This window comes from Halanaerobium saccharolyticum (assembly GCF_003259895.1).
Taxonomy (GTDB): domain Bacteria; phylum Bacillota; class Halanaerobiia; order Halanaerobiales; family Halanaerobiaceae; genus Halanaerobium; species Halanaerobium saccharolyticum_A.
Map to the genome: position 1 here is coordinate 1 of NZ_QLME01000014.1, position 22,864 is coordinate 22,864.

Genomic DNA, 22,864 nt, shown 5'->3' on the forward strand with positions numbered 1-22,864 from the left:
CAGTTAATCCTGACAGAACAATATTATTTTTAAATACTTTACATAATCATATGCTTTGCATAACCTTTATTATGTGAAGCTTCACATAACAAGGGCAAAATTGAAAGGTTTTACTTAACTGTTAGAAAAAGGTTTTTACCTCTTTTAACTGATGAAGATTTATCTTCCCTGGATAAGCTAAACAAGAGCTTTTTTAAATGGCTGGAAAAAGATTATCACCGTAAAGTGCACTCTTCTCTAAAGATGACTCCTCTGGATAAATACATGTCCCAGATAAGTCAGGTTAAAACCTATGATGATCCTGAAAAACTTAAGCTGCTTTTTCTTAAAAGAGCACAGAGAAAAGTCAGACACGATGGAACCATATCTGTTAATTCTAAACTCTATCAGGTGCCACCTGTCTATATTGGCAAAAAGGTTAAAATCCGCTTTGATCAAGAAACATATGATAATATTTATCTTTATGAAAATGGTAAATGCATTACTAAAGCTGAGCCTGTGATTATGGCTGATAATGCTCATGTTAAAAGAGGTAATCCTATCTCCTTTGCTAAAATGACTGAAGGAGGTAGCAAAAATGTATAAATCTTTTTATTCTTTATCAGATAATCCATTTAAAAAAGAAATTGAAACTAAAGATCTCTACCAGTCTGAAAACTTAAAAGAACTTTCTGCCAGACTTAATTATCTTAAAAAAACAAGAGGCATTGCTGTCATTATTGGTGAACCTGGAAGTGGTAAAACTTCTGCCCTGAGATCTATGGCTGACAGTGTTAATCCATCATTATTTAAGGTCATCTATTTCCCTTTATCTACAGGCTCAGTAATGGATTTTTACAGAGGCATAGCCATTGGCCTGGGAGAAGAACCTAAATTTAGAAAGGTGGACCTTTTTAATCAGGTTCAGGCTGCTATCTTAAAGTTTTACAACGAGAAAAAGATTACTCCGATTATTATCTTAGATGAAATGCAGCTTGCTCCCAACAAATTCTTAAGTGATCTTGGTATTTTATTTAATTTTGCTATGGATTCTCAGAATCCATTTATTCTTATTTTAGCTGGTTTATCTCACTTTATGACCAAACTAAATTTAAATCATAATCAGTCCTTAAATCAGCGAGTGATCATGAAGTATCAGCTGAACCCCTTAAACAAAGAGGAAGTCAAAGAATATGTTGAGCACCAGCTTAAACTTGCTGGAGCAAATCACCCAATATTCATACCTCAGGCTCTGGAGGCAATTGCCTTGAGATCAAGAGGACTACCCAGATTGATTAACAATATCGCAGTTAATTCTCTGCTTTTAGGGTTTCAGCTTAAAGCAGAGCAGATAAACCAGGAAATTGTCTTCAAAGCCTGCGAAAAAGATACATTTTAAAGTGAAAAATATTATTCAAATTAAAGGGGCTTATTTTTAAGTCCCTTGCTAATTTAATCTGCAAAATGTTTTTGTTTTTACTAATTTAATTTGAAAATTATGCTGTAATTTTAGCTAATTTAGGCTGATTTAATCTGAATAATTTAACTGGATTAATTTGCAAAATCACAATGATCTAAGTTTTCTATATACCAGTGATCATCTTGATATAAGCTGATATGTACATCTAAATGTCTGGCTAAACTATATATATCTTTTAGATCCCTTTTGGCTATAGTTAAATTTAATAAATAATCTGAATTTTTTTCAATAACTAATGCACCATTATATGAAATTATTGCTTGATCGATCTCCAGTTCATCCTGTAAAAACCAGATCCCCTTGGGCATCCGTGCTGATACTAAGATCACTAAGATTCCTCTTTTGACAGCCTCTTTAATCATTCTTTTAGTTTTGGAACTAATTTGATGCTCTGAATTAAGTAGTGTCCCATCAATATCTAAACATAACATCTTAAAATCATCCATCAAATTCCTCCTATTTTTCTTTGTTTAGGATCAATCAAAGTGTAAATTTCAATCCTTGTTGTAGTGGATTTAGTCTTCTGACGCTTAAAAAATATAATTATCCGGGCCAGCAGCAGTAGTTTCAATCCTTGTTGTAGTGGATTTAGTCTTTTGACTCAAGCAGTGATTTAGCATTAGAGAAAATAGAAATGTTTCAATCCTTGTTGTAGTGGATTTAGTCTTTTGACATTTCCTCTCAGCCAGGGAATAAATATGGTTGGTTAGTTTCAATCCTTGTTGTAGTGGATTTAGTCTTTTGACAATGGCCTGTTTTTATTTAAATTACTTAAGGAGGAAGTTTCAATCCTTGTTGTAGTGGATTTAGTCTTTTGACCAAGTTTTTCTCAGATGATCCATACTGGGAACTTTAGTTTCAATCCTTGTTGTAGTGGATTTAGTCTTTTGACAGGTTAATCGGAAATATTATGGGAAAGATGCTTATCGTTTCAATCCTTGTTGTAGTGGATTTAGTCTTTTGACCCCTACTTATGATGTTGTGCCACTCCCTGCAGATGTGTTTCAATCCTTGTTGTAGTGGATTTAGTCTTTTGACCTATTAATTCAGCAAGTGGATTAATGCAGTAAGTTAGTTTCAATCCTTGTTGTAGTGGATTTAGTCTTTTGACCCCATTTACCTGATAGTAGTCCTTCATTATAAGCTGCGTTTCAATCCTTGTTGTAGTGGATTTAGTCTTTTGACATGATAATACATTCTATTATGATTTAGAAATCGGGTTTCAATCCTTGTTGTAGTGGATTTAGTCTTTTGACCTAGCCCCCTGCAGCTCATTATTTATTTCTTTTTCGTTTCAATCCTTGTTGTAGTGGATTTAGTCTTTTGACCCGTCAAGCTTTACAAATCCTATTTTAACAGCTTTCAAACCACTTTGCCTGGAACAGGTGATTAACATTTCAGACTCAAAAAACGGCTCAAAATAGCTGTTTTTAAGAAAATGCCGCGACTTTGACTATCCTGACCAAATTGCTATTTCAATAATTATCAAGGTTCAAATTTTTACTCTTAAATAATTTTGTCTCAGAATAAAATTATTTCTTAATTATATATTTAAATATAGCCCTCTTAAATCCTCTTTTTTGTCTTAAATATTTATTTTTGACTATCAAATTTATATACTAATTAAATTATAGCCGACTATTAAAATCAGAAAATAATTTTATTTAATCCTTTCTTTGAGAAACTGATCTAAATCCTTTTGACCGGGGATAGAGCTCTGAGCTCCCTTGATAGTTACTGAATAGGCCGCTGCTTTAATGGCAAATTCTATAGCAGATTTTAGATTTCTTTCTCTAACAAAACTGGCTGCAAAAGATCCTGCAAATACATCTCCTGCAGCTCTTGTGCCAACTGCTTTCCGCTTGAGCCTCGGGAAATAACAGGTTAAGCTCACCTTCATTTGGCAGCAGATAATCAATTTTTGCTAAAATATGTGCCGGCAGTTTCTGAGCTGGTGCAGGATCCAGAATTATTTTTGTATTGTTTTCAGAAGCTATTTCTACAATTTTCTCAACTGCTGCCATTTTAATTTCCAGCTGCAATAATATATTTTCAGCCTCAATAATTTTATCTTTTAACTTTCCTATTTTTTCAGAATCAAGCTCATAATTGACCCTTTTCCACCATGAATTTGTTCAAACTTGCCTCCGATGATGGTTTCGCCTGCTTCAGGATAGCGCTCAGTTTCGACAACTAAATCCATATTAATACTCCCAATCACAAGTACTTTAGACAATTAATTCCCCTGCTTTTGTATATATTTTTCTTAAAAATAATTGAAATCTTAAACTAATTATTTTATCAAGAAATATTTCGGAAAAATGTTGATATATATCCTCTATCCGCAAATTACTTATGATTTAAAATAAATACAAAAACATATAATTAAAATTTTTCTGAAACTTATAAATATTGAGTAATACCTAGTATTTTAGATTTAATATCATTTAATAGAGTTTAAGCATTCATTTGATTTCTTGATAAATAAAATAATTCAGTATATCATTATACTTGATAAATCGATTACATGAGTTCCGATCGAACTTTATTGGTTTATTTCTGTCATGTCAGGCTTTTATGATAAATATTTTTTAATAATTTGATAAAACGATTACATAGGAGGAAGATAAATGAAAAAACTCAATGGTGTAACTGTAGCTATGGTCACCCCTTTTGATAAAAATGGGGAAGTCAATCTGGAAGCAGTGAGAAATTTGAGCAGTTTTTTAATAGATAAAGGTGTAGATGCCTTATTCCCTTTAGGCACCACTGGCGAAATGTACAGATTAAACATTGCGGAAAGAAAAAAAATTGCCGAGGCAGTCTTAAAAGAAGCAGCCGGAAGAGTAACAGTCTATCTTCATACCGGTGCAATGAGAATGGATGAGACAATAGAACTTTCTCAGCATGCCGAAAAAATAGGAGCAGATGGTATTGGAGTGGTTACTCCTTCTTATTTTAATGTTAATGATCGAGAATTGGAAGAGTATTATACAGCAGTAGCTGAGTCTGTTTCAGAAAATTTTCCGGTTTATCTCTATAATATACCGCAGTGCAGTGCTAATGATCTCTCAGCTGAGGTAGCAGAAAAATTATATCAAAAACATTCTAATATAGTCGGAATCAAATACAGCTATCCCGATATTATGAAAACAAATAAATATCTAGAAATTGGAGATGGCCAATTCTCTGTGATGCACGGAACAGATAAGTTAATGCATACACTCCTGACATTAGGCTGTGCTGGTGTAGTTTCCGGGATATCTTCTGTTTATCCTGAACCCTTTGTGGCTCTTTATCAGGCTTATCAAAATAATGATCAGGAAAAAATACTAAAAGTCAAAAAAATAGCCGCAAAATTTGTAGAAACATTAAAAGCAGGCACCAATCTTGCCTATTTTAAAGCTGCCCTTAACCGGAGAGGAATTAACGCAGGTTACATGAGGCGTCCCCAGTTAGAATTAACAGCAGCTGAAAAAGAAGAATTATATGCTAACCTTGATATTCTTGAAGATCAGCTAAAACTTTTATAATGATTTTAGCTGGTTTATATCTGAAAAATATACATTTGTCGGCTTTTATCTACTAAAATATTATCAGGAAAGGAGGGATAACTCTATCTGTCTGTGATCAGGGAATTTTTTCAAAAAAATTTAAGGGGGAAGAAAACTAATGATTAAGAAATTAACTGTATTGTTTTTTGCTTTAACTTTAGTATTTAGTTTAGCTTTTGCTGTTAGTGCTCAGGAAGAAGAAGTAGAACCCGATTATGTTTTAACTTATGCAGACGTTGCAAGTCCTAATCAGCCTCAAGTTAAGGCTGCCCAGACATTTGCTGCCGCTGTTAAAGAATTAACAGATGGTAAAGTAGTTATTGAAATTGCACACTCCGGAACATACGCCGATCAGACAGGACAGATTACCGGTGTAATGAGAGGTCAAATTGATATGGCTCCTGCCGGCCCTGAATGGTTTGCTGATCTGGTTCCACTTCCAGAAATCAGTGTATTAGCTTCTGCTTATGCCTATCGAGACATTGATCATTTATATCAGGTAATGAATGGTCCTATTGGTAAGAGATACTGGAATCAGGTAAGAGAACAGGGAAATATGGTAGTCTTAGATACCTGGTACCTGGGTGCCAGACAGCTTAACTTAACAGAATCCGCTGGAGAAGTCCGCACACCTGAAGATCTAGAAGGCGTAAGATTGAGAATGCCCGGTAGTGCAGCCTGGTTAGATGTTGGTAGAGCTCTGGGAGCTGAACCAACTCCAGTTGACTTTGGGGAACTATATACAGCTCTGGATACAGGAACTGTTGAAGGTCAGGACAATCCACTGCCCACAAATAGAGCCCAAAATTTTCATGAAGTAACCGACTCTATTGTTTTAACTGAGCATTTCTTAAGTGTTATCAACCCCACAATTAATGCAGATCTGTGGGAAGAATTGCCAGAAGATTACAAACAGGCTCTCACAAAAGCAGCCAGAATTGGCAGAATGCACATGAATTATATGGTGCTGCAGCAGGAAGCTGAATTGTTAGGATATTTCTCTGGAGAGGGTCTAAATATTATTTATCCTGATAAAGATGCTTTTATGGAAAATGTAACCGAATACTATCGCGAAAACCAGCCAGAAGAATGGTTCGAAAATTATCAAGAAATTCAGGAAGTCGGTTCAGAAATGTATTCCAAGTAATTAACTTTTACTGCCCCCTTCTCTTAAACTATAAGGCTGAGGGAAGGGGGAATTTAGCTAACCAAAGGGTGATAAATTAATGAAAAATAATTTATTAAAAATCTACAGCTTTATTATTAATTTTATGGAAGAAACAATCCCATCTATAGCAATTCTTTTAATTATTTTAGTCTTAATTGTACAGGTGTTTATGAGAACGGTTTTCAGGATTTCTTATACTTCCCTCTATGAACTCTCACTCTGGGGATATGTCTGGCTTTTATATTTTGGAGCTTCTTATGCACGCCGCAAGGATAAACATGTGCGTCTGGATATTATTTATGAGAAGTTTCCTACAAAGGTTCAAAAAGGTCTTAACATTTTTTTCAATTTATTTGTGACAGTAGTTTTTGTAATCTTATTACCAGATATCTGGGAGTACTTAATGTTTGTCAGCAGAATTAAAACTCACACTTTAAGATGGAGCTGGACCTATGTTTTTTCTCCATTTTTTATTTTCATGGTATTAGTTATTATTCATAATTTGGAATATATTTATAAAGATCTTAAATATATACTTGATAATTAAGGAGGAATATTTTTATGTCTCTTCAGATCTGGTTTTTAACTTTTATTGCTATGTTTGCCCTGGGCTATCCAGTAGCTTTTGCCATAGCAACAAGTTCAATGTTATACATAATTTTAGAAGGTATTGATCCTGCTGTTATAGTTGATCAAATGGCTATTCACTTTCAGACCCAATTTGTATTAGTTTCAATACCACTTTTTATCTTTGCCGGTCGGGTGATGAATGAAGGGAATATAACTTCTAAAATTTTTGGTTTTGCAAATAGCCTTGTCGGTTCTTTAAAAGGAGGACTGGCTCATGTTAACGTGGTTTCATCTCTAATTTTCTCTGGGATGACCGGTTCTGCTCTTGCTGATACTTCTGGTGTGGGTTATATGGCAACTACAGCTATGGAAGATGAGGGTTTTGATTCTGCTTTTAGCTGTGCTGTAACAGCTGCCTCTTCGACTGTAGGTCCGATTATACCTCCCAGTATACCCATGGTTATCTATGCCAGTATTTCTGGAGCTTCAACAGGATACTTATTTTTAGGAGGTATTTTACCTGGTCTTATTCTGGGATTGGTCTTAATGGCTTATATCTGGTGGGTATCCAAAAGAAGAAATTATCCTGCAGGCGAAGCTTTTAGTCTAAAAAACATCTGGACTAAGTTTATTGCTTCTTTTCTACCTCTGCTCACTCCGGTGATTTTATTAGGAGGAATTTACAGTGGTGTTTTCACCCCGACAGAAGCTGCGGCAGCAGCCAGCTTTTATGCCCTCATCTTAACCATGCTTGTTTATAGAGTTTTAGGTTTTAAAAAGCTGAGAAATATTTTAAAGGAAGTCACACTTTCTACCGGCTATGTGGCCTTTATAGTTGCTGCTGCCTTTTTGTTCAGTTATGTAGTGGCAAAAGAAGGAATTGCCGTTTCGGCTGCTGAGTTTGTAACTTCCTTCGAAATTATGACCAACCCGATAGTTTTGTTATTTGCAATCAACATCATGTTTTTAATTCTCGGCATGTTTTTAGATACAATGGTTGTTCTAGTTATAGTAATCCCAATATTTTTACCAATTTTACAGGCAGTTGGTATAGATTTAGTTCACTTTGGAGTAGTAGCTGTGTTTAACTTAATGATCGGTCTTTCTACACCACCTTATGGGGTTAATTTATTTATTATCAGCGGTTTAACTGAGACTCCTTTAAGCAAGATTTTCAAAGAAATAATTCCGTTTATTAGTGTGCTGCTTATTGCCTTATTTTTAATCAGTTTTGTGCCTGATATAGTTTTAGTGCTGCCAGAGTTATTTGGTTATTTACCATAATATTTTACTTTTTAGTTCTTAGATTACTTATTGTTTTTGTTTGTAATAAAACAGCTTTCTTTATATAATTAGGTTTAAAGTAATAACTATTATTTTAAAGGAGTAAAAAAATGACTAACACAACCATGAAGGATGTTGCAGAAAAAGCTGGTGTTTCTACTGCAACAGTATCTAGAGTTATCAATAGAGCAGATAATGTAAATCCTGAGTTACGGAAAAAGGTTATGAGGGTAATTGAAGAACTCGATTATAAGCCTAACCAGCTGGCCAGAAGCTTAAAAAGTAGTGAAACTAATACTATAGCTTTTATTTCTTCCGATATGTCAAATCCCTTTTTTATTAGAATTGCCAAAAAAGTTGAAGAAGCTGTTAGGAAAAATAATTACACTATAGTTATTGGCAGTACAGAAGATAAACCTGAGATAGAATTAGAATATTTAAAATTATTATATGAAAAAAGGGTCGATGGAATTGTCATTTCTTCGACTGGAGAAAATGAGGATTACTTAAAAGACTTAAGTAAAAAAATACCGGTTATTTGCGTTGACAGAAGACCTCAAAAAAACAATTTAAATTCAGTTTGTGTAGATAAAGAAAAAGCTACTTATGAGGCAGTTAATTTTTTAACTGAAAGGAAGCATCAGAAAATTGCCTTAGTTACTGGAGCTAAAAAAATTATCACAAATTATGATCGATACGTGGGATATACAAAGGGAATCTATGATAATAATGTTGCTTTAAATTCAGATTATATCAAGTTTGGGCAATTTAGTTTTGAATTCGGAAAAAATTCTCTGCTGGAATTGCTTGCTTTAAAAGAAAAGCCAACCGCTGTAATCGCAGGCAACAGCTTTATTGCGGCAGGGATTTTGTTAGTTGCCAGGGAAAAAAATATTAATATTCCTGATGACCTCTCTCTTATCAGTTTTGGTAACATCTCTAATTCTCAATTAATCACTCCATCATTGACCTATATTGATGAAAAAGTAGACGAAATTGGTGAAAAAGCTTCCAATTTACTTTTATCTAATTTAAACAATAAAAAAAGTGAAATTAAACATATTAAAATTAAAACTAAAATTAATAAGGGTAATTCAGCTGCTGTATTAGAATAATAAGTTGGTTATAAGAACTATAAAATTTTATAATTATTTTTAACAGGAGGGAAATTTAATAATGAGTGAATTTAACGGCAAAAAAAGGCTAATTGGTGCAATGCCCAAAATTGGTATCAGACCCACAATTGATGGTCGAGAAAGAGGAGTCAGAGAATCTCTAGAAGCTCAAACAATGGGCTTAGCTGAAAGTGTGACTGAACTGTTAGAAGAGACTTTAAGACATCCCAATGGTTTACCGGTAGAATGTGTAATAGCTGACAGCACTATTGGGGGAGTGGCAGAAGCAGCAGCGGCCGAAGAAAAGTTTCAGCGTGAGGGAGTTGGGGTTTCCCTGACTATAACTCCCGCCTGGTGTTATGGAACTGAAACAATTGACCAAAATCCTTTACGGCCAAAGGCAATCTGGGGATTTAATGGCTCCGAAAGACCGGGAGCAGTTTATCTGGCTGCAGCTGCAGCAGGACATAACCAGAAAGGACTTCCTGTTTTTAAAATCTATGGAGAAAATGTACAGGATGCAGGAACCGAAAGTATACCGGAGGATGTAAAAGAAAAAATACTCAAATTTGCTAAAGCTGGTCTGGCAGCAGCAACAATGAGAGGTAAATCCTATCTATCAATGGGCGGAGTTTCCATGGGGATAGCTGGTTCAATTGTAGACGAAGAAGTTTTTCAGGATTATTTAGGTATGAGAAATGAATATATAGATATGAGTGAGTTTACCCGTCGAATTGAAGAAGAAATTTATGATCAGGAAGAATTCGAAAAAGCATTAGCCTGGGTTAAAGAAAATTGTAACGAAGGTCAGGACAACAATCCAGAATCAGAACAGTTCAGTCGGGAAGAGAAAAATGAGCAGTGGGAGTTTATAGTTAAAATGACTATTATAGCCAGAGATTTGCTGGTTGGTAATCCTAAACTTAAAGAAATGGGTTATGGAGAAGAAGCAAATGGTCATAATGCAATAGCAGCTGGTTTTCAGGGACAGAGGCAGTGGACAGATCATTTCCCCAATGGAGATTTTATGGAAGCAGTGCTAAATTCATCTTTTGACTGGAATGGAATTAGAGAAGCCTATATGATGGCCACAGAAAATGACAGCTTAAATGCGGTACCAATGCTTTTTAACCATCTCTTAACAAACAGAGCTCAGATCTTTTCTGATGTAAGAACCTTCTGGAGTCCTGAAGCAGTTGAGAGAGTAACTGGTAAAAAACTAACAGGTAGAGCTGAGAATGGAATAATTCATTTAATTAACTCAGGTTCTACAACTCTTGATGGTACTGGTAAGATGAAGGATGAAGCTGGTAATTCAGTTATGAAGGAATTCTGGAATATCAGTGAAGAAGAGGTGGATGCCTGCCTTAAAGCAACAGAATGGCGCCCTGCTAATTTAGGCTACTTTAGAGGTGGAGGCTTTTCCTCACAGTTTTTATCAGAAGGTGGAATGCCGGTCACAATGGCCAGAATGAACATAGTAAAAGGCCTGGGACCGGTATTACAGATAGCAGAAGGATACACAGTGGATATAGATCCAGAAATCCATGAAGTCTTAAATCAGAGAACAGATCCAACCTGGCCCACAACCTGGTTTGTACCAGAGCTGACAGGAGAAGGAGCTTTTAAAGATGTCTATTCAGTTATGAACAACTGGGGCTCAAATCATGGAGCAATTAGTTTTGGCCACATAGGTGATCAGTTAATTACCTTAGCTTCAATGCTCAGAATACCGGTCAACATGCACAACATTGAAGAAGACAGGATATTCAGACCGGATGCCTGGAATCTATTTGGCACCAGGGATTTAGAAAGTGCTGATTACAGAGCCTGTAAGAATTTTGGGCCTCTATATAGTTAAATCATTAAAATTAAAAAATGAACAAAAAATAACTAAGGAAGCTGCTTCCTTAGTTATTTAAGACTAACCTTAATTTAGTGAGCTGACTTTTTGCGGATTCTGAACTCAGAAATCTAATTTGACTTCTGCCGCGCTCAGCCTCTACTGCCAAATTTCTGTTTGTACATATTCCGGTCAGCCTGATTATAACAGTTTATAATATCTTTTTCTCCACAATCAGGATTACTGCAATAGGTTGTTGCATAGCCAAGGGCGATGCTCAGCGGTTCCGGCAGCTGTTTACTGTTATGTTTTTTGATGCTCTTTAAAATTCTGTCGGTTACTGCAGCAGCTTTCTGATTGTCAGTTTCAGGTAAAATAACTGCAAACTCGTCTCCACCAATTCGTGCCACTACATCTTCTACTCTTAAAGAATTTTTAACTGCTTCAGCTGCCATTTTAATATATCTGTCTCCCATGCTGTGACCATAATTATCATTAATCTGCTTTAAGCTATTTAAATCTCCTACAATAATGCTTACCGGGTATTTCCTGGAATTATGAAGCTTTTTTAACTCTTCATTAAAATATCTCCTATTGTAAAGGCCGGTCAGTTCATCATGATTGGAAAGATATTCAATCTTTTTGGCCGTTCTTTTTTCCCGATCAATATCAATATGCACTCCAACAACCCTTACAGCAGCTCCCTGTTCATCTCTTTCTGTAACCTTACCAATATCCCGGATCCATTTCCATTTGCCTGATTTAGATTTTAACCGGTGCTCATTAAAATATTTTTCTGTCTTGCCTGACAGATGATTATTAATATCTCTCAAAACCCTGCTTTTATCATCAGGATGAACTAAATCCAGCCAGGTGTCCAGACAGTTATCCAGCTCAGAAAGTTCGTAACCAAGCATCTGGGCCCAGTTATGATTATAATGAACTATCTCCTGCTCAACTTTCCAGTCCCAAATGCCAATATTTGCACCTTCAACCGCCAGCTCCAGTCTTTCCTTGACCTCTTTTAGTTCAAATTCTCGCTTCTTATTTTCTGTAATATCATTCAGGGCAGCATAAATTAAATTCCCGTGTTCATCATCCAGAGCTGAAAAAATATGTATATTGCAGTATTTTATTTGATCATTCACTCGATAGGCAGCATCTTCTTTCAATTTCCGACCCTGCAGAAAAAATTTCTTTTTCTGCTTAATCCTGTCCGAACTGGACACCGGAACTGCAACCTGGTTTATATTTTTATTAATCAGCTTCTCTTCAGCAACTTCAAATATCTCTTTAAATTTTTTATTAGCCTCAAGTATATTCAGATCTCTGTCAAGTAATACTATACCGGCAAGTGAGTTAGTAAACAAATTTTCAAAAATAATTTTTTGTTTTTTCAGCTGCTGTTTCTGTTTTATTTTATGAGAAATATCTATAATCTCAAACAGTATCATTCCAGCTTCTAATTCCGAATAACGAAAGTTAAGATATTTATGCTCTCCAGCAGCAGTTATAATTTTATGGGTCCTATCCGGGATATCATTTTTTATATCTGATTTAAAAATTTTTTTAACTTTTTTTCTTTTTTCTGGATTCGGAAAAACTTTCTCATACCATGTGGTTAAACTGTTTACTTCTTTTTCAGTATAGCCGGTCATTTCCTGAATAACATTATTAGCAAAAACAAACTCTCCCTTCTGGTTGACTAAAATTATTCCTATTGATAATTTATCTATTAAATCTTCTCTGAGCTCAGACTTTAAATTCATAAGCTCACCTCCAGAATATCATTATAATAATAATACTAATAGTATATTTCTGTATTAATCTATGAAGTCCTGTATTTTATTTGCTTAGCTGCTCAGTTTGCTATATGAATGACAAGTTATAATTGAGCGTATAAAAAACCGGTTAAAGCATTTCGCCTCAACCGGTTATTTCAATCTCTCTTATAATCCACTTTAAACCTTAGAACAACTCAGGTTTGATTCATAAATAATCGAATATAGATATTCTTTTTCTAATAATTTAATATCTGTGATTTCCATTGAAGTCAGCTGCTCTTTACTCCAACCATAAAATTCAACCACTGTTAGATATATTTCTGTCATAATCACTCACTAAAAACACTCTTTTAAGCTTTTATCAGTAAAATCTATAGATTAAATTTCTTAATTACTTCTGTAAGCTCGACTGCCATATCGGTTAAATCTTCAGAGGCACTTACAATTTCTTCAGTAGAAGCAGTCTGTTCTTGACTGGCTGCTGCGACTTCTTCGGCATTGCTGGCAGCTTCCTGACTGACTGAAGCAATTTCTTTAATTGTAGCTTCCACATCTTTTCCGTTTTCACTTACTTTTTCTGATCTGTCATTAATATTCTCAATTAGATTTCTCAGGCTTAAGGCTGCTGAATTAATTTCTGCAAATGATTTGCCTGTATTTCTAATTGCATCAACACTGCCATTTACGACTTCTTCGGTAGCATCCATCCTTGTTACTGCACTTCCGACACCACTCTGAATTTCTCTGACCAGTCCTCCAATTTGATTTGTGGCAGTTTCGGATTCTTCTGCCAGCTGTCTTATCTCATCGGCAACAACAGAAAAGCCACGGCCGGCCTCCCCTGCTCTGGCTGCTTCAATAGCAGCATTTAAGGCTAAAAGATTGGTCTGAGCAGCTATATTATTGATTAAGTTTACTATCTCACCAATTTTATTTGATAAGTCTCCTAAATTATTTATCGTATTCGATACTTCCTTAGTATTTCCCTTAACGTTTTCTATCTGATCAACAGAATTATCTATTGATTGATTACCAGCTTCAATATTATTCATCACTTTATCTGCCTGTTCCTCCATATCTCTAGACATCGAGGTCACATTATCTATTTGATCTATAAGCTCATCAATTTTGCTGGTTGTCTCCTCTACCTGGGCCGACTGTTCTTCCGCACCGGAGGCCACCTGCTGGATAGACTGTCCCACCTGAGTGGCAGCAGTGGCTACTTCCTCACCTGAGGCAGACAGTTCCTCACTGGAAGCAGAAAGGTTTTCGGCAATATCTGTCACTTTAGAAAGTATTTGATTTAAGTTTTCTTTCATTTTATTTAAAGATGAAGCTAAGATACCAATTTCATCATTTCTATCTATTTCAAGATCATCAACCCCGAGGTTACCCTTTGCAATACTATCAGCCATTTTAACCGCTTTAAGAATTGGATTTGCAATATAACTGGCAATAAAATAGGTGATTATTATTCCAATAAATACTGCAATTGCTGCTATCCAGATACTCATATTTCTGGAAGTAACTAATTTTGCCAGCACATCACTTTGATCTGCTGTCATGGCCACAATCCAGCCTGCCAGGCCCACAGGAGCATATGCTAATTCTTTTTCGACTCCATTATATGTATATTCTCCTGTTCCAGAACCACTATCCTGGGTCATCCTGTCAATAAGCTGCTGGAGTTCAGGTTGTCCTCTCTGAGCATCTGCATTACCGATATAATCTTCGTCTGGATGAGCAATTGTTCTCTGCTGTTGATCTATAATCCAGCCATAGCCAAAACCGCCGATCTCCATATCATTTATTAGAGTCTGTAAGTATTCACTTTTTACTGTCCCACCTATCACTCCGAGCAGGTTGTTATTTTCAATTATGGGAACTGCAATAACTATCACTTTGTCTCCCGAAATTCTACTTGTCATCGGAAGAGAAATTGCTGTTTCCTGAGTTGACATTACTTCCTGAAAGTATTGGCGATCAGAAATATCAATGCTGCCTCCATTTAAGATATTACCACTCCCGGCAGTATCAGCTATTAAAATCGATTCAATATTGGGATTACTAAATTGTAATAAAAAGTCACTCTGCTCTGACCAGTTCATTGATTTTACCCGTTTGGCATTTGCAAAATCTTCTATCTGAGTTTTTAGTCCAGAAAGCCATTCAAAAATAATCTGGGCGTTCTGCTCCGCACTATTTAAAGAACTATCAGCTGTAGAATTTTGAATAAGATCACTAATAAAATTGTTGAAGGCAATAGAACTGCCCACCATTAAAATCAAAATCATAAGTGCAATAATAAGAACCATTTTACCTTTTAAACTTTTAAACATTTTACTCTCCCCTTGTTTATTTTTAGTTTTTAAAAAAATATTTCTACCACTTAAACAATCCAACTGATTATCTTTTTAACTAAAATGAGAGCTATAGGTAATTAAACATTCTATAATATAATTAGTAACCTTTATTAATAAAAAAATAAATACTTTAGATTTTATGCCTTAGTATTTATTGAATACGATGATAATAATTTATCAAAGGCAACCTGGCAGTCATAGATGCTGATACTCCTTAGACCCATAGCTTTGCGTCATCATTTTTCAATGATTTTGCTAAATATTTAGTTAATTTTTATTATGTTAATTGTATCACATATACAGCTAAAATTATACCACTAAATTAAGACATAATAAATCAAAATCCGACAAATTACAGCTGCTTTATAACGACTGCTGATGTTTAAGCATTAAATTTATGTTTTAGGCTCGTAATATCTTTATACAAAGTTATACACATTTCTGTAAAAATATTAATTCCCGAAGTAAAAATAAAACCAGCTGAATTCTTAAACCCAGCCGGTTTGTTTACTTTCTTCAAATTAATGCTTTAAAAAATCTACTAATTCTGACTCAGAATTTGTAGTTACTATTTTTTCACTTAAATCCTCAATTTTACTTAGCTCAGCCTCATTAATCAAATTACTGATTTCATTATCTAATTCACCGAACTTAGCTTTAATTTGCCGCATCAGAATTAATCTTGCTTCTTCCTGTTTCCCTTCGATCTTGCCTTCTTCTTTTCCTTTTTTCTTGCCCTGCTCTTCTACATATTTAAAAAATTTAACCATTTTGCGATCCCTCCATAGTTCTATCATATTTTCACTGCTTAAAAATTTATCACATAACACAATAGTTAATGCAGCCAAATTATTCTTAAAATTTTGATCGGCATCCAGCTTATCTTCCAGTTCAATAGTTTCTTTAACCCGTTTAACCATATCCTGCTCACTATTCATCAGCGGAAGAAATATTAATTCCAAATAATTAATTTCTTCCCCTTTCTCTATTTTTTCTCTTAATTCTTTCATCTTTTCTTTTCCATCTTTATCAGACATGTTAACAACAGTTGTATTGTAGCCCAGGCTCCCAGCATTAAAAGCTGCCTCAGAGGCTGGATATCCTTTAATACATAAAATTATAGTCCGAATATTATCTCTATATCTATTATATAACTTTAAGTCATAGGAAGCAAAACGAATCAGATCATCAACAGAAACCTCTACCTCTTCTTCTAAATGCAAAATTGAACCATCTTCCAGTTTAAAATTCAAATCCATTCGTTCTGCACTGGTTTCGATCTCAGCAAATTCAGTTTCCAGATAGGAAGCAATTCCAGGCATCTCGACCTTTAAAAAATCAGATATCATTTTTAAAGAGATTAAAAGAGTCTTCAAACACAAAATCATAGTTGTGAGCCGTCACATCAAAATGCTGCATTAATTTTCCTCCATTTCTAATATTTATACTATATAAAGTATATCATAGAATAATTTGGAAATAAAGTTAAATATTAAAATAAATGAGTTTAAAAAACCCTACACTTGTGTAAAATTATGTAGGGTGAGATAAAATAGAAATATATTTAGTTTTCTCAATCGTTGATTTCTCTAATATTACTCCAGCTCTCTTCACTCGTCAGCTACAATTGAAAAACCTCTCCAGCTTTACCAACTCTATATTCCTCTTTTAAATAATTCTTTTTTCATAAATTCAAGAAAACTATCTGCCAACTCTGGAGCAAACTGACTGCCCGCACAAACCTTTATTTCTGCTAAAGCCTCTTCTTCTGAAACAGCCTTTTTATAAGGAGTATTATGAGTCATAACATCATAAGCATCTACAATGGTAATAATCCGGGCCAGATACGGAATAGCTTCCTCCTGCAGCTGGCGGGGATAACCACTACCATCCCAGCGTTCATGATGTGCATAAATATCTTCAGCTATTGTCACAAACTCTTCTGATGAAGAAGCAATTTCAAAACCTGTTTCAGGATGCTTTTTTACAACTTCCCATTCGATTTCTGTTAATTTCCCGGCTTTATTTAATATTGATTCCGGTATTGTGATCATCCCGATATCATGTAAAGTACCAAGCAGCGACAATCTGTGTAATTGAGAGTTATTTAAATCTAAAAACTTTCCAAATTCATAAGCCAAGCTGCTCATTCTTTCAGAATGCTCTTTTGTTTCATTACTTTTCTCATTTAGAGTGTTCACCAGGCTTTTTACTATTTTACTTTTAGTGCTTCTACTCTCCGATAATTTATTTTGATACATATCATTATCTGCCTGTTTTAAAATCTCTGTCAGATCAGGATCTGGGGTTACCTTTGTAGCAGTCCCCAGCGCAATCGAAACTGTTAGTTCATCATTTTCGGTGTTTTCACATTTTTCATTAATTCTGTTTATTATCTTCTGAGCATCTTCTTTGCTTGTTTGTGGTAAAATAATTGCAAATTCGTCTCCACCCTGACGGGCTAAAATATCCTCATCTCTAAGGGAAGATTTTAAAATTTCAGCTGTTTTAATTAAAAGTTCATCACCTTTTTGGTGGCCAAAACTATCATTAATTATTTTAAGCCCATTAACATCAGCCATAATGATGCTTACCGGCAGCTGCCGTCCGGTATCCAATCTTTTCATTTCTTCTTCAAAAAATCTCCGGTTATATAAATCAGTGAGAGAATCTTTGTATAGAAGATATTTAATCTGTTCTTCCTGGTGTTTTTGATCATTGATATCAAGGTGGATTCCAACCAGCCTCAGTGGATTTCCTTCCTGATCCCGCTCCACTATTTTCCCAATACCTTTTATCCATTTTAACTTCCCGGACTTAGTCTGAATTCGATGCTCGTTTTCATAAAACTCTTTTTTTCCTTCAAAATGTTCTTTTAAACTTTTGTCAATTTTCTCTTTATCTTCAGCATAAACGAGATCTCGCCAGGTTTTAACATCATTTTCTAATTCCTCTAAATCATATTCTAACATCCTGGCCCAATTTTTATTAAAGTCAAGTTCGTCAGTTTTAAAATTCCAGTCCCAGACACCTACGTTTGCTCCTCTAATGGCCAGTTCAAGTCTTTCTTTGATTTCTTTAATTTCTTTATCTTTTTTCTTTTTAGAAGTTATATCATCATAAACCGCATAGATTCCTACTTTACCAGTCAATAATTCGACTTTAATTACATGTAAAGAAAAATATTTGATTTTTCCAGCTCTGGTCTTTCTTTTTACTTCTGCTTCTACATTATTATTCTTTAATACCTGATTTTTATATTTATAGAAATCTTTCTTTTCAGCTTCGGGAATTATATAATTTTCAATATTATTACCTAAAAGCTCGTCCTCAGAATAACCAAATACCTCTTCAAATTTGGGATTTGCCTTCAGCACATTATAATCCTGATCCATGAGCAGTATACCTTCCAGAGATTTATTAAATAGATTTTCAAAAAGTTTTTTCTGGTCACTTAATTCTATCTGATTAATCAGCAGCTCTAAATCTTCTTCAATAATTCTTTTAAATTCCTGCAGTAATTTTTTGTCTTTATTCTGCAGATCCATACTCTTATTATCAAGAATACAAATTGTTCCAAATGATTTTTGATCCGGCCAATTTATAGGCAGACCATAATAAGATATCATATCCAGTCCGACATCAGGATTGTCCTTCCAGACCTTATTTTTAAGAGCATTTTTAATATAAAGCTCTTTGTTTTCTGCCAGAACAGTCTCACAGTACAATCCCTCACCTACTATGTTTTTCTCCCCGGTGGTATAGGGGTTTGACTCATTCTGGCTTTTTAGAAAAACCTCTATTGACTCCGCATTTATTTTCATTATTAAAGCAGCAGATACCTCTATCATATCGGTAATTAAGTTTAAAATGTTCTGCCATTTACTCAAAAACTTTTCGTTTATATCCGGTTTATTAAGATCAGTAATTTCTATCCCTTTAAGTTTGTTTTTCTTTCTTGAAAACACCTGAGCTCGCATTTCCAGCCTCCTCTAGCCAAAATTTATGGATTATCTTCTTTATTGTAACATTTTTTTATGATTTTTGCAGTATTTGTTACTTTATATAGCAATCTACTCAGCTTTTAGCAATAACAATAACTGTTCTAATTAAATATCACGGTAAATATCATTTGATTATCACTGTAACAAATCAAAATTTTGGCATAAAAAAACACCGCTCAAAGGCGGCATTTCAATGATAGGAGAAGTCAAATATTAAATTTTTTGATAGCTGTAACTAATACTGGTTTCAGCAGGAGGAAAATTATCATTATAGATATTTCTGATCCTTTTTAGAATTTTATCCACTACTGCCGGCACTATATCTACCAGCAAAATTAAATAATAGCGGGGTTTCCAGCGGGTAATTACATCATTTTCTCTCAGATTTTTATTGACCGTATTGCGCAGTATCTTCTCTGCTTTCGTCAATTTATCGGGAGAAGGAGTCCCGTTTATTTTAAGATGCACAAGATAAATATCTTTATTATTACGCTTACTTCTCCGTTTTTCTAGAGAATAAATACTGGAAAAGGTCATGGGTCCACACTCAAAAGTTTCACCCCGGCACAATTTGTTACTTTCCAGGATATCAGCTGGATTATCGGTTATATCCGCCTGAAAAAAATTGTTGATTTCTGTATTTAAATTTTCAGGCATCGGTAAATTGGTGTTTTTTAGATAGAGCATAGCCTCTTCTGTCTTCGTTAAGGCCAGATCAGGCCTGCCCGATTTCTTATAGCCTTCAATTAAAAATCAACACAGAGCGGATTAATCTGCAGAGCCTCCTCGTAAGTATCAATTGCTCTCCCATAATCTTTCTGCTCCAGCAGAATTATACCTGCCTGGGTCACAGCTTCTTTGTACAATTCCTGATATTTTTCCCGCAATTTATTGATTTTTACATTTGCCAGCTGCTGATTTTCTAAAAACTTACCTTTATATAAATTAACCGCTTCCTGATAAAAATTGAGTGAGCTGTGTTTTTCCTTAACTTCTTTTGCTTTTTTGATAGTGAACAGTCATTACTTACCCCCTCTGTCTTATCGAATCTAACCTTTACCCTAAAATTTTAATTGACTCAGTTTTATGTTAAAATATCAGAGTTATGTTAAAGTATCGGAGACAGCAGCCTGGAAACAGATTCCCTGAGCTTCATGGTCCAACCTCTATTTTCATAAAGTTCTTTTGTGATCTCCTGAGAATACTTTAAATCTTCCCCGAAAAGTTGATCATGATATTCGGCTCTTTCCCTATTATAGATAAAGGCATTAATTTCAAAATTAAGTTTAAAGCTGCGGACATCCATATTGGTGGTTCCAATTGAGAGCACCCGGCCGTCAATACAGATTGTCTTACTGTGGAGAAAACCCTTAGTATAATGGAAACAGCGGGCACCGGCTTCTAAAAGCTGTCCCACAAAAGAGTTATTGGCTGCATATACAAAAGGATGATCCCCGCGATCAGGAATCATTATTTTTACATCTACTCCCGAACGAGCAGCAAGCATCAAGGCTTCCAGCATTGACTGATCGGGAATAAAGTATGGGGTCTGAATATAAATTGTCTCTTCTGCCTCATAAATCATCTTTAAAAACATGGCCTTAATTTCTTCTTCCCTGGAGTCAGGTCCACTGCTTACAATCTGCAGGGCCTCTTTACCCTGATACTTCTTTGCCGGAAAATATTTTCCCTCTGCCAGCAGATCATCACCTGAAGCAAAATTCCAGTCCAGTAAAAAACGATACTGCTGACTATCTACACTTTCTCCTTTAATTTTAAGATGAGTATCTCTCCAGTCGCCAAATCGCTTAGAACGGCCCAGATATTCGTCGCCAATATTAATTCCACCGAGATAACCAATCTGACCATCAATAATTACATTTTTACGGTGATTTCTATAATTGATATCCAGTAAAAAAGGAGCAAAAGAAACAACCTCCCCACCAGCATCTTCTAAATTGAAAATAGCATAACGCGAAAGATTACGGCAGCCCATTTTATCATAGAGCAGCCTCACTTCAACACCTTCTGCTGCTTTGTCAGTTAAAATTCGCATAAATTTGTTTCCCAGCTGATCGTCATTGATGATAAAATAATTGGCATGAATAAATTTTTCTGCCTTCTTTAAATCCTGAAATAGATCTTCAAACTTTTCCTGTCCATTTTGGTATATTTTAAGCTGATTATAGCCAATCTCTGCTGGCAGGTCGCTCTGAATACCGAGCCTCATAATGCTCTGCTCAAGGTGATCAAAGCCTTCCTTTTGTTCCTCAGCAGAACGCTTAAAATATTTAAGTCTATTATTTTTAAGTTCATCTGCCTGCTGTTTGCGCTGATAAACTCTTCTTTTTTTGGGAGTTAGACCAAAAAAGAGATAGAGTATAAAACCGAGCACAGGAATCAAAGTCAAAATCAAAAGCCAGGCCCAGGTTGCAGTAGGATCTTTTCTTTCGAAAAAGATCAGCAGAATAATAAAAATTATATTTAAAATTAAGATTCCAGAAGGTAAAAACGATAAAAAATTCATAAAATCTCCTCAACAAAATTTATTCTTTTAATTTTACAGCTTTTTCTGCTTCTTCAACATCCTTAACCAGCCTTTTTATACTCAGCTCACTTTCGTCATTGAGATCAATATAATTATCATCAACCCTGACAATTGGCGATTCCGGATGCCGGGAGTTGATAAAAACAATAATAGCTACCTCTCCATTACTCAATTCTACCTGATCCCCGATTAAAGAATAGGGGATTTTTTCAATAAAAATTGATTTTAACTTATGGTCAAAAGAATTAAAGTCTTCTTCCAGCATTTTAACAGCGGCAAAAGGTGAAACTGATTTTTGATAGGGTCGATCTGTAGTTACTGCATCAAAGGTATCACAGATAGCTATAATTCTACCAAAAAGAGGAATTTTTTTGCCTTTTAATCCCAGGGGATAACCACTGCCGTCATATCTTTCGTGATGAGTGAGAATCCCGGCCATTATACTTTTGGAAAAGCGGTTACTTTTTTTAAGCAGCTGGTAACCGTACTGGGCGTGTTTTTTTGCTTCTTCGTATTCTTCCTCTGTCAGAGGCTCTGGTTTATTTAAAATCTCTTTTTTTATTTTACTTTTACCAATATCATGCAGCAGGGCAGCTGTGGTCAGGTTACCAATCCTGTTTTCATTTAAATGCAGCCATTTACCAAATTTATTGGCTAAAATACCAACATGTAGGGAATGGGAATATGTATAATTATCAATCTCGCGGGTCATTTTTAAAGTATCTTCTAAATCAAGATAATTAGAAATTTCCATTGCCTCTTCGGAAAGGCTCTTTACTGTTTTAAAGTCAATTTTTTTCATATAATATGCCTTTTTATAAGTTTCCGAAAATTCTTCTAAGTTTTGCTGATATTTTTCCCTGGCAATTTTTTTCTTATTAATTGTTTCTTTTATTTCCTTTTCTGTTTTGACTTTTACTTCTTTGAGATCCATATTTTTTATCTGTTCAATTAAACGCCTGTTAAGCTCAGTCCCGGGAGGAATTAAGACTCCTCCAAACTCACTTCTTATTTCCTCATCAATTATCATTCCGTTTTCTAAATCTGCTACTCTTACTTTGTTATCAGAAATAAAAACCCTCTCCTTTCTCAGAATTAACTAGTATATTCAATATTATAACATTTTATTACTAAAACAACAATAAAATGACAGATTTAAGTACTTTGCATTT

17 protein-coding genes, 2 pseudogenes, 1 CRISPR repeat array and 1 riboswitch are annotated in these 22,864 nt (G+C 34.8%); of the genes and pseudogenes, 8 read left to right on the forward strand and 11 right to left on the reverse strand.

Annotation, left to right across the window (positions count from 1 at the left end; translation table 11 throughout):
• Positions 1 to 87: 87 nt before the first annotated feature.
• A pseudogene (locus C7958_RS15950) lies at positions 88 to 585 on the forward strand (Mu transposase C-terminal domain-containing protein); the annotation flags it as partial.
• Positions 578 to 1,378, forward strand: a complete 801-nt coding sequence (locus C7958_RS09720; protein WP_111572483.1) for an ExeA family protein — start codon at positions 578 to 580, stop codon at positions 1,376 to 1,378. The pseudogene C7958_RS15950 and the gene C7958_RS09720, both read left to right, overlap by 8 nt.
• A gap of 152 nt (positions 1,379 to 1,530) precedes the next feature.
• Here C7958_RS09720 and C7958_RS09725 read toward each other — a convergent pair whose 3' ends face one another.
• Together C7958_RS09725 and C7958_RS15955 are read right to left on the reverse strand one after the other, a co-directional pair.
• On the reverse strand, positions 1,531 to 1,905 hold the full coding sequence (locus tag C7958_RS09725; RefSeq protein ID WP_111572484.1) for an HAD-IIB family hydrolase: 375 nt from the start codon (positions 1,903 to 1,905) through the stop codon (positions 1,531 to 1,533).
• 45 nt (positions 1,906 to 1,950) lie between these two features.
• Positions 1,951 to 2,787: direct repeats of the CRISPR family, unit length 37 nt; unit sequence GTTTCAATCCTTGTTGTAGTGGATTTAGTCTTTTGAC.
• A 332-nt stretch (positions 2,788 to 3,119) separates the two neighbouring features.
• Positions 3,120 to 3,483, reverse strand: a pseudogene (locus C7958_RS15955) (PfkB family carbohydrate kinase).
• A 606-nt stretch (positions 3,484 to 4,089) separates the two neighbouring features.
• Between C7958_RS15955 and C7958_RS09735 the strand changes: the two are divergent.
• The 6 genes from C7958_RS09735 to C7958_RS09760 all read left to right on the forward strand — a co-directional run bounded on the left by C7958_RS09735 (position 4,090) and on the right by C7958_RS09760 (position 11,011).
• On the forward strand, positions 4,090 to 4,992 hold the full coding sequence (locus C7958_RS09735; RefSeq protein ID WP_111572485.1) for a dihydrodipicolinate synthase family protein: 903 nt from the start codon (positions 4,090 to 4,092) through the stop codon (positions 4,990 to 4,992).
• Between the two features lie 139 nt (positions 4,993 to 5,131).
• Positions 5,132 to 6,160 carry a DctP family TRAP transporter solute-binding subunit gene (locus C7958_RS09740; protein ID WP_111572486.1) on the forward strand — a complete coding sequence of 343 codons (1,029 nt, stop codon included), beginning with the start codon at positions 5,132 to 5,134 and terminating at the stop codon, positions 6,158 to 6,160.
• Between the two features lie 79 nt (positions 6,161 to 6,239).
• Complete coding sequence (locus C7958_RS09745) at positions 6,240 to 6,728, forward strand: TRAP transporter small permease (RefSeq protein ID WP_111572487.1); 489 nt, start codon at positions 6,240 to 6,242, stop codon at positions 6,726 to 6,728.
• A gap of 14 nt (positions 6,729 to 6,742) precedes the next feature.
• Positions 6,743 to 8,035: a TRAP transporter large permease gene (locus tag C7958_RS09750; RefSeq protein ID WP_111572488.1), complete on the forward strand. Its 1,293-nt coding sequence runs from the start codon at positions 6,743 to 6,745 to the stop codon at positions 8,033 to 8,035.
• Between the two features lie 110 nt (positions 8,036 to 8,145).
• Complete coding sequence (locus C7958_RS09755; protein WP_111572489.1) at positions 8,146 to 9,150, forward strand: LacI family DNA-binding transcriptional regulator; 1,005 nt, start codon at positions 8,146 to 8,148, stop codon at positions 9,148 to 9,150.
• 61 nt (positions 9,151 to 9,211) lie between these two features.
• Positions 9,212 to 11,011 carry an L-fucose isomerase gene (locus tag C7958_RS09760; protein WP_111572490.1) on the forward strand — a complete coding sequence of 600 codons (1,800 nt, stop codon included), beginning with the start codon at positions 9,212 to 9,214 and terminating at the stop codon, positions 11,009 to 11,011.
• Between the two features lie 134 nt (positions 11,012 to 11,145).
• Here the strand turns inward: C7958_RS09760 and C7958_RS09765 are convergent, their stop codons facing one another.
• From C7958_RS09765 to C7958_RS09800, 9 genes are all read right to left on the reverse strand, one after another.
• Positions 11,146 to 12,762 carry a sensor domain-containing diguanylate cyclase gene (locus C7958_RS09765; protein WP_111572491.1) on the reverse strand — a complete coding sequence of 539 codons (1,617 nt, stop codon included), beginning with the start codon at positions 12,760 to 12,762 and terminating at the stop codon, positions 11,146 to 11,148.
• Positions 12,763 to 12,954: 192 nt separating this feature from the next.
• Positions 12,955 to 13,104 carry a hypothetical protein gene (locus C7958_RS15655; protein ID WP_166668513.1) on the reverse strand — a complete coding sequence of 50 codons (150 nt, stop codon included), beginning with the start codon at positions 13,102 to 13,104 and terminating at the stop codon, positions 12,955 to 12,957.
• A 44-nt stretch (positions 13,105 to 13,148) separates the two neighbouring features.
• Positions 13,149 to 15,116 (reverse strand): methyl-accepting chemotaxis protein, encoded by a 1,968-nt coding sequence (locus C7958_RS09770; RefSeq protein ID WP_111572492.1) that lies wholly within the window; start codon positions 15,114 to 15,116, stop codon positions 13,149 to 13,151.
• Between the two features lie 203 nt (positions 15,117 to 15,319).
• Positions 15,320 to 15,407: riboswitch (cyclic di-GMP riboswitch) on the reverse strand.
• A 254-nt stretch (positions 15,408 to 15,661) separates the two neighbouring features.
• Positions 15,662 to 16,516 carry a DUF4351 domain-containing protein gene (locus C7958_RS09775; protein WP_166668514.1) on the reverse strand — a complete coding sequence of 285 codons (855 nt, stop codon included), beginning with the start codon at positions 16,514 to 16,516 and terminating at the stop codon, positions 15,662 to 15,664.
• A 279-nt stretch (positions 16,517 to 16,795) separates the two neighbouring features.
• Positions 16,796 to 19,120 carry a sensor domain-containing diguanylate cyclase/phosphohydrolase gene (locus C7958_RS09780; RefSeq protein ID WP_111572494.1) on the reverse strand — a complete coding sequence of 775 codons (2,325 nt, stop codon included), beginning with the start codon at positions 19,118 to 19,120 and terminating at the stop codon, positions 16,796 to 16,798.
• A gap of 237 nt (positions 19,121 to 19,357) precedes the next feature.
• The gene (locus C7958_RS09785) at positions 19,358 to 19,831 is read right to left on the reverse strand and encodes a hypothetical protein (RefSeq protein WP_133960288.1); all 474 of its coding nucleotides are present in this window, start codon (positions 19,829 to 19,831) and stop codon (positions 19,358 to 19,360) included.
• 59 nt (positions 19,832 to 19,890) lie between these two features.
• Complete coding sequence (locus tag C7958_RS15660) at positions 19,891 to 20,010, reverse strand: tetratricopeptide repeat protein (RefSeq protein WP_166668717.1); 120 nt, start codon at positions 20,008 to 20,010, stop codon at positions 19,891 to 19,893.
• 242 nt (positions 20,011 to 20,252) lie between these two features.
• On the reverse strand, positions 20,253 to 21,671 hold the full coding sequence (gene cls, locus C7958_RS09795) for a cardiolipin synthase (protein ID WP_111572497.1): 1,419 nt from the start codon (positions 21,669 to 21,671) through the stop codon (positions 20,253 to 20,255).
• Positions 21,672 to 21,690: 19 nt separating this feature from the next.
• Positions 21,691 to 22,722 carry an HD-GYP domain-containing protein gene (locus C7958_RS09800; RefSeq protein WP_111572498.1) on the reverse strand — a complete coding sequence of 344 codons (1,032 nt, stop codon included), beginning with the start codon at positions 22,720 to 22,722 and terminating at the stop codon, positions 21,691 to 21,693.
• Between the last annotated feature and the right edge of the window lie 142 nt (positions 22,723 to 22,864).

Bases quoted from the DNA above. Each gene is read 5' to 3' on its own strand.
- C7958_RS09755 (WP_111572489.1), top strand. From the start codon at position 8,146: ATGACTAACACAACCATGAAGGATGTTGCAGAAAAAGCTGGTGTTTCT.
- C7958_RS09725 (WP_111572484.1), bottom strand. From the start codon at position 1,905: ATGGATGATTTTAAGATGTTATGTTTAGATATTGATGGGACACTACTT.
- C7958_RS09765 (WP_111572491.1), bottom strand. From the start codon at position 12,762: ATGAATTTAAAGTCTGAGCTCAGAGAAGATTTAATAGATAAATTATCA.
- C7958_RS09735 (WP_111572485.1), top strand. From the start codon at position 4,090: ATGAAAAAACTCAATGGTGTAACTGTAGCTATGGTCACCCCTTTTGAT.
- C7958_RS09800 (WP_111572498.1), bottom strand. From the start codon at position 22,722: ATGATAATTGATGAGGAAATAAGAAGTGAGTTTGGAGGAGTCTTAATT.
- C7958_RS09720 (WP_111572483.1), top strand. From the start codon at position 578: ATGTATAAATCTTTTTATTCTTTATCAGATAATCCATTTAAAAAAGAA.
- cls (WP_111572497.1), bottom strand. From the start codon at position 21,671: ATGAATTTTTTATCGTTTTTACCTTCTGGAATCTTAATTTTAAATATA.
- C7958_RS15655 (WP_166668513.1), bottom strand. From the start codon at position 13,104: ATGACAGAAATATATCTAACAGTGGTTGAATTTTATGGTTGGAGTAAA.
- C7958_RS09740 (WP_111572486.1), top strand. From the start codon at position 5,132: ATGATTAAGAAATTAACTGTATTGTTTTTTGCTTTAACTTTAGTATTT.
- C7958_RS09785 (WP_133960288.1), bottom strand. From the start codon at position 19,831: ATGCTCTATCTAAAAAACACCAATTTACCGATGCCTGAAAATTTAAAT.
- C7958_RS09745 (WP_111572487.1), top strand. From the start codon at position 6,240: ATGAAAAATAATTTATTAAAAATCTACAGCTTTATTATTAATTTTATG.
- C7958_RS09750 (WP_111572488.1), top strand. From the start codon at position 6,743: ATGTCTCTTCAGATCTGGTTTTTAACTTTTATTGCTATGTTTGCCCTG.
- C7958_RS09770 (WP_111572492.1), bottom strand. From the start codon at position 15,116: ATGTTTAAAAGTTTAAAAGGTAAAATGGTTCTTATTATTGCACTTATG.
- C7958_RS09780 (WP_111572494.1), bottom strand. From the start codon at position 19,120: ATGCGAGCTCAGGTGTTTTCAAGAAAGAAAAACAAACTTAAAGGGATA.
- C7958_RS09760 (WP_111572490.1), top strand. From the start codon at position 9,212: ATGAGTGAATTTAACGGCAAAAAAAGGCTAATTGGTGCAATGCCCAAA.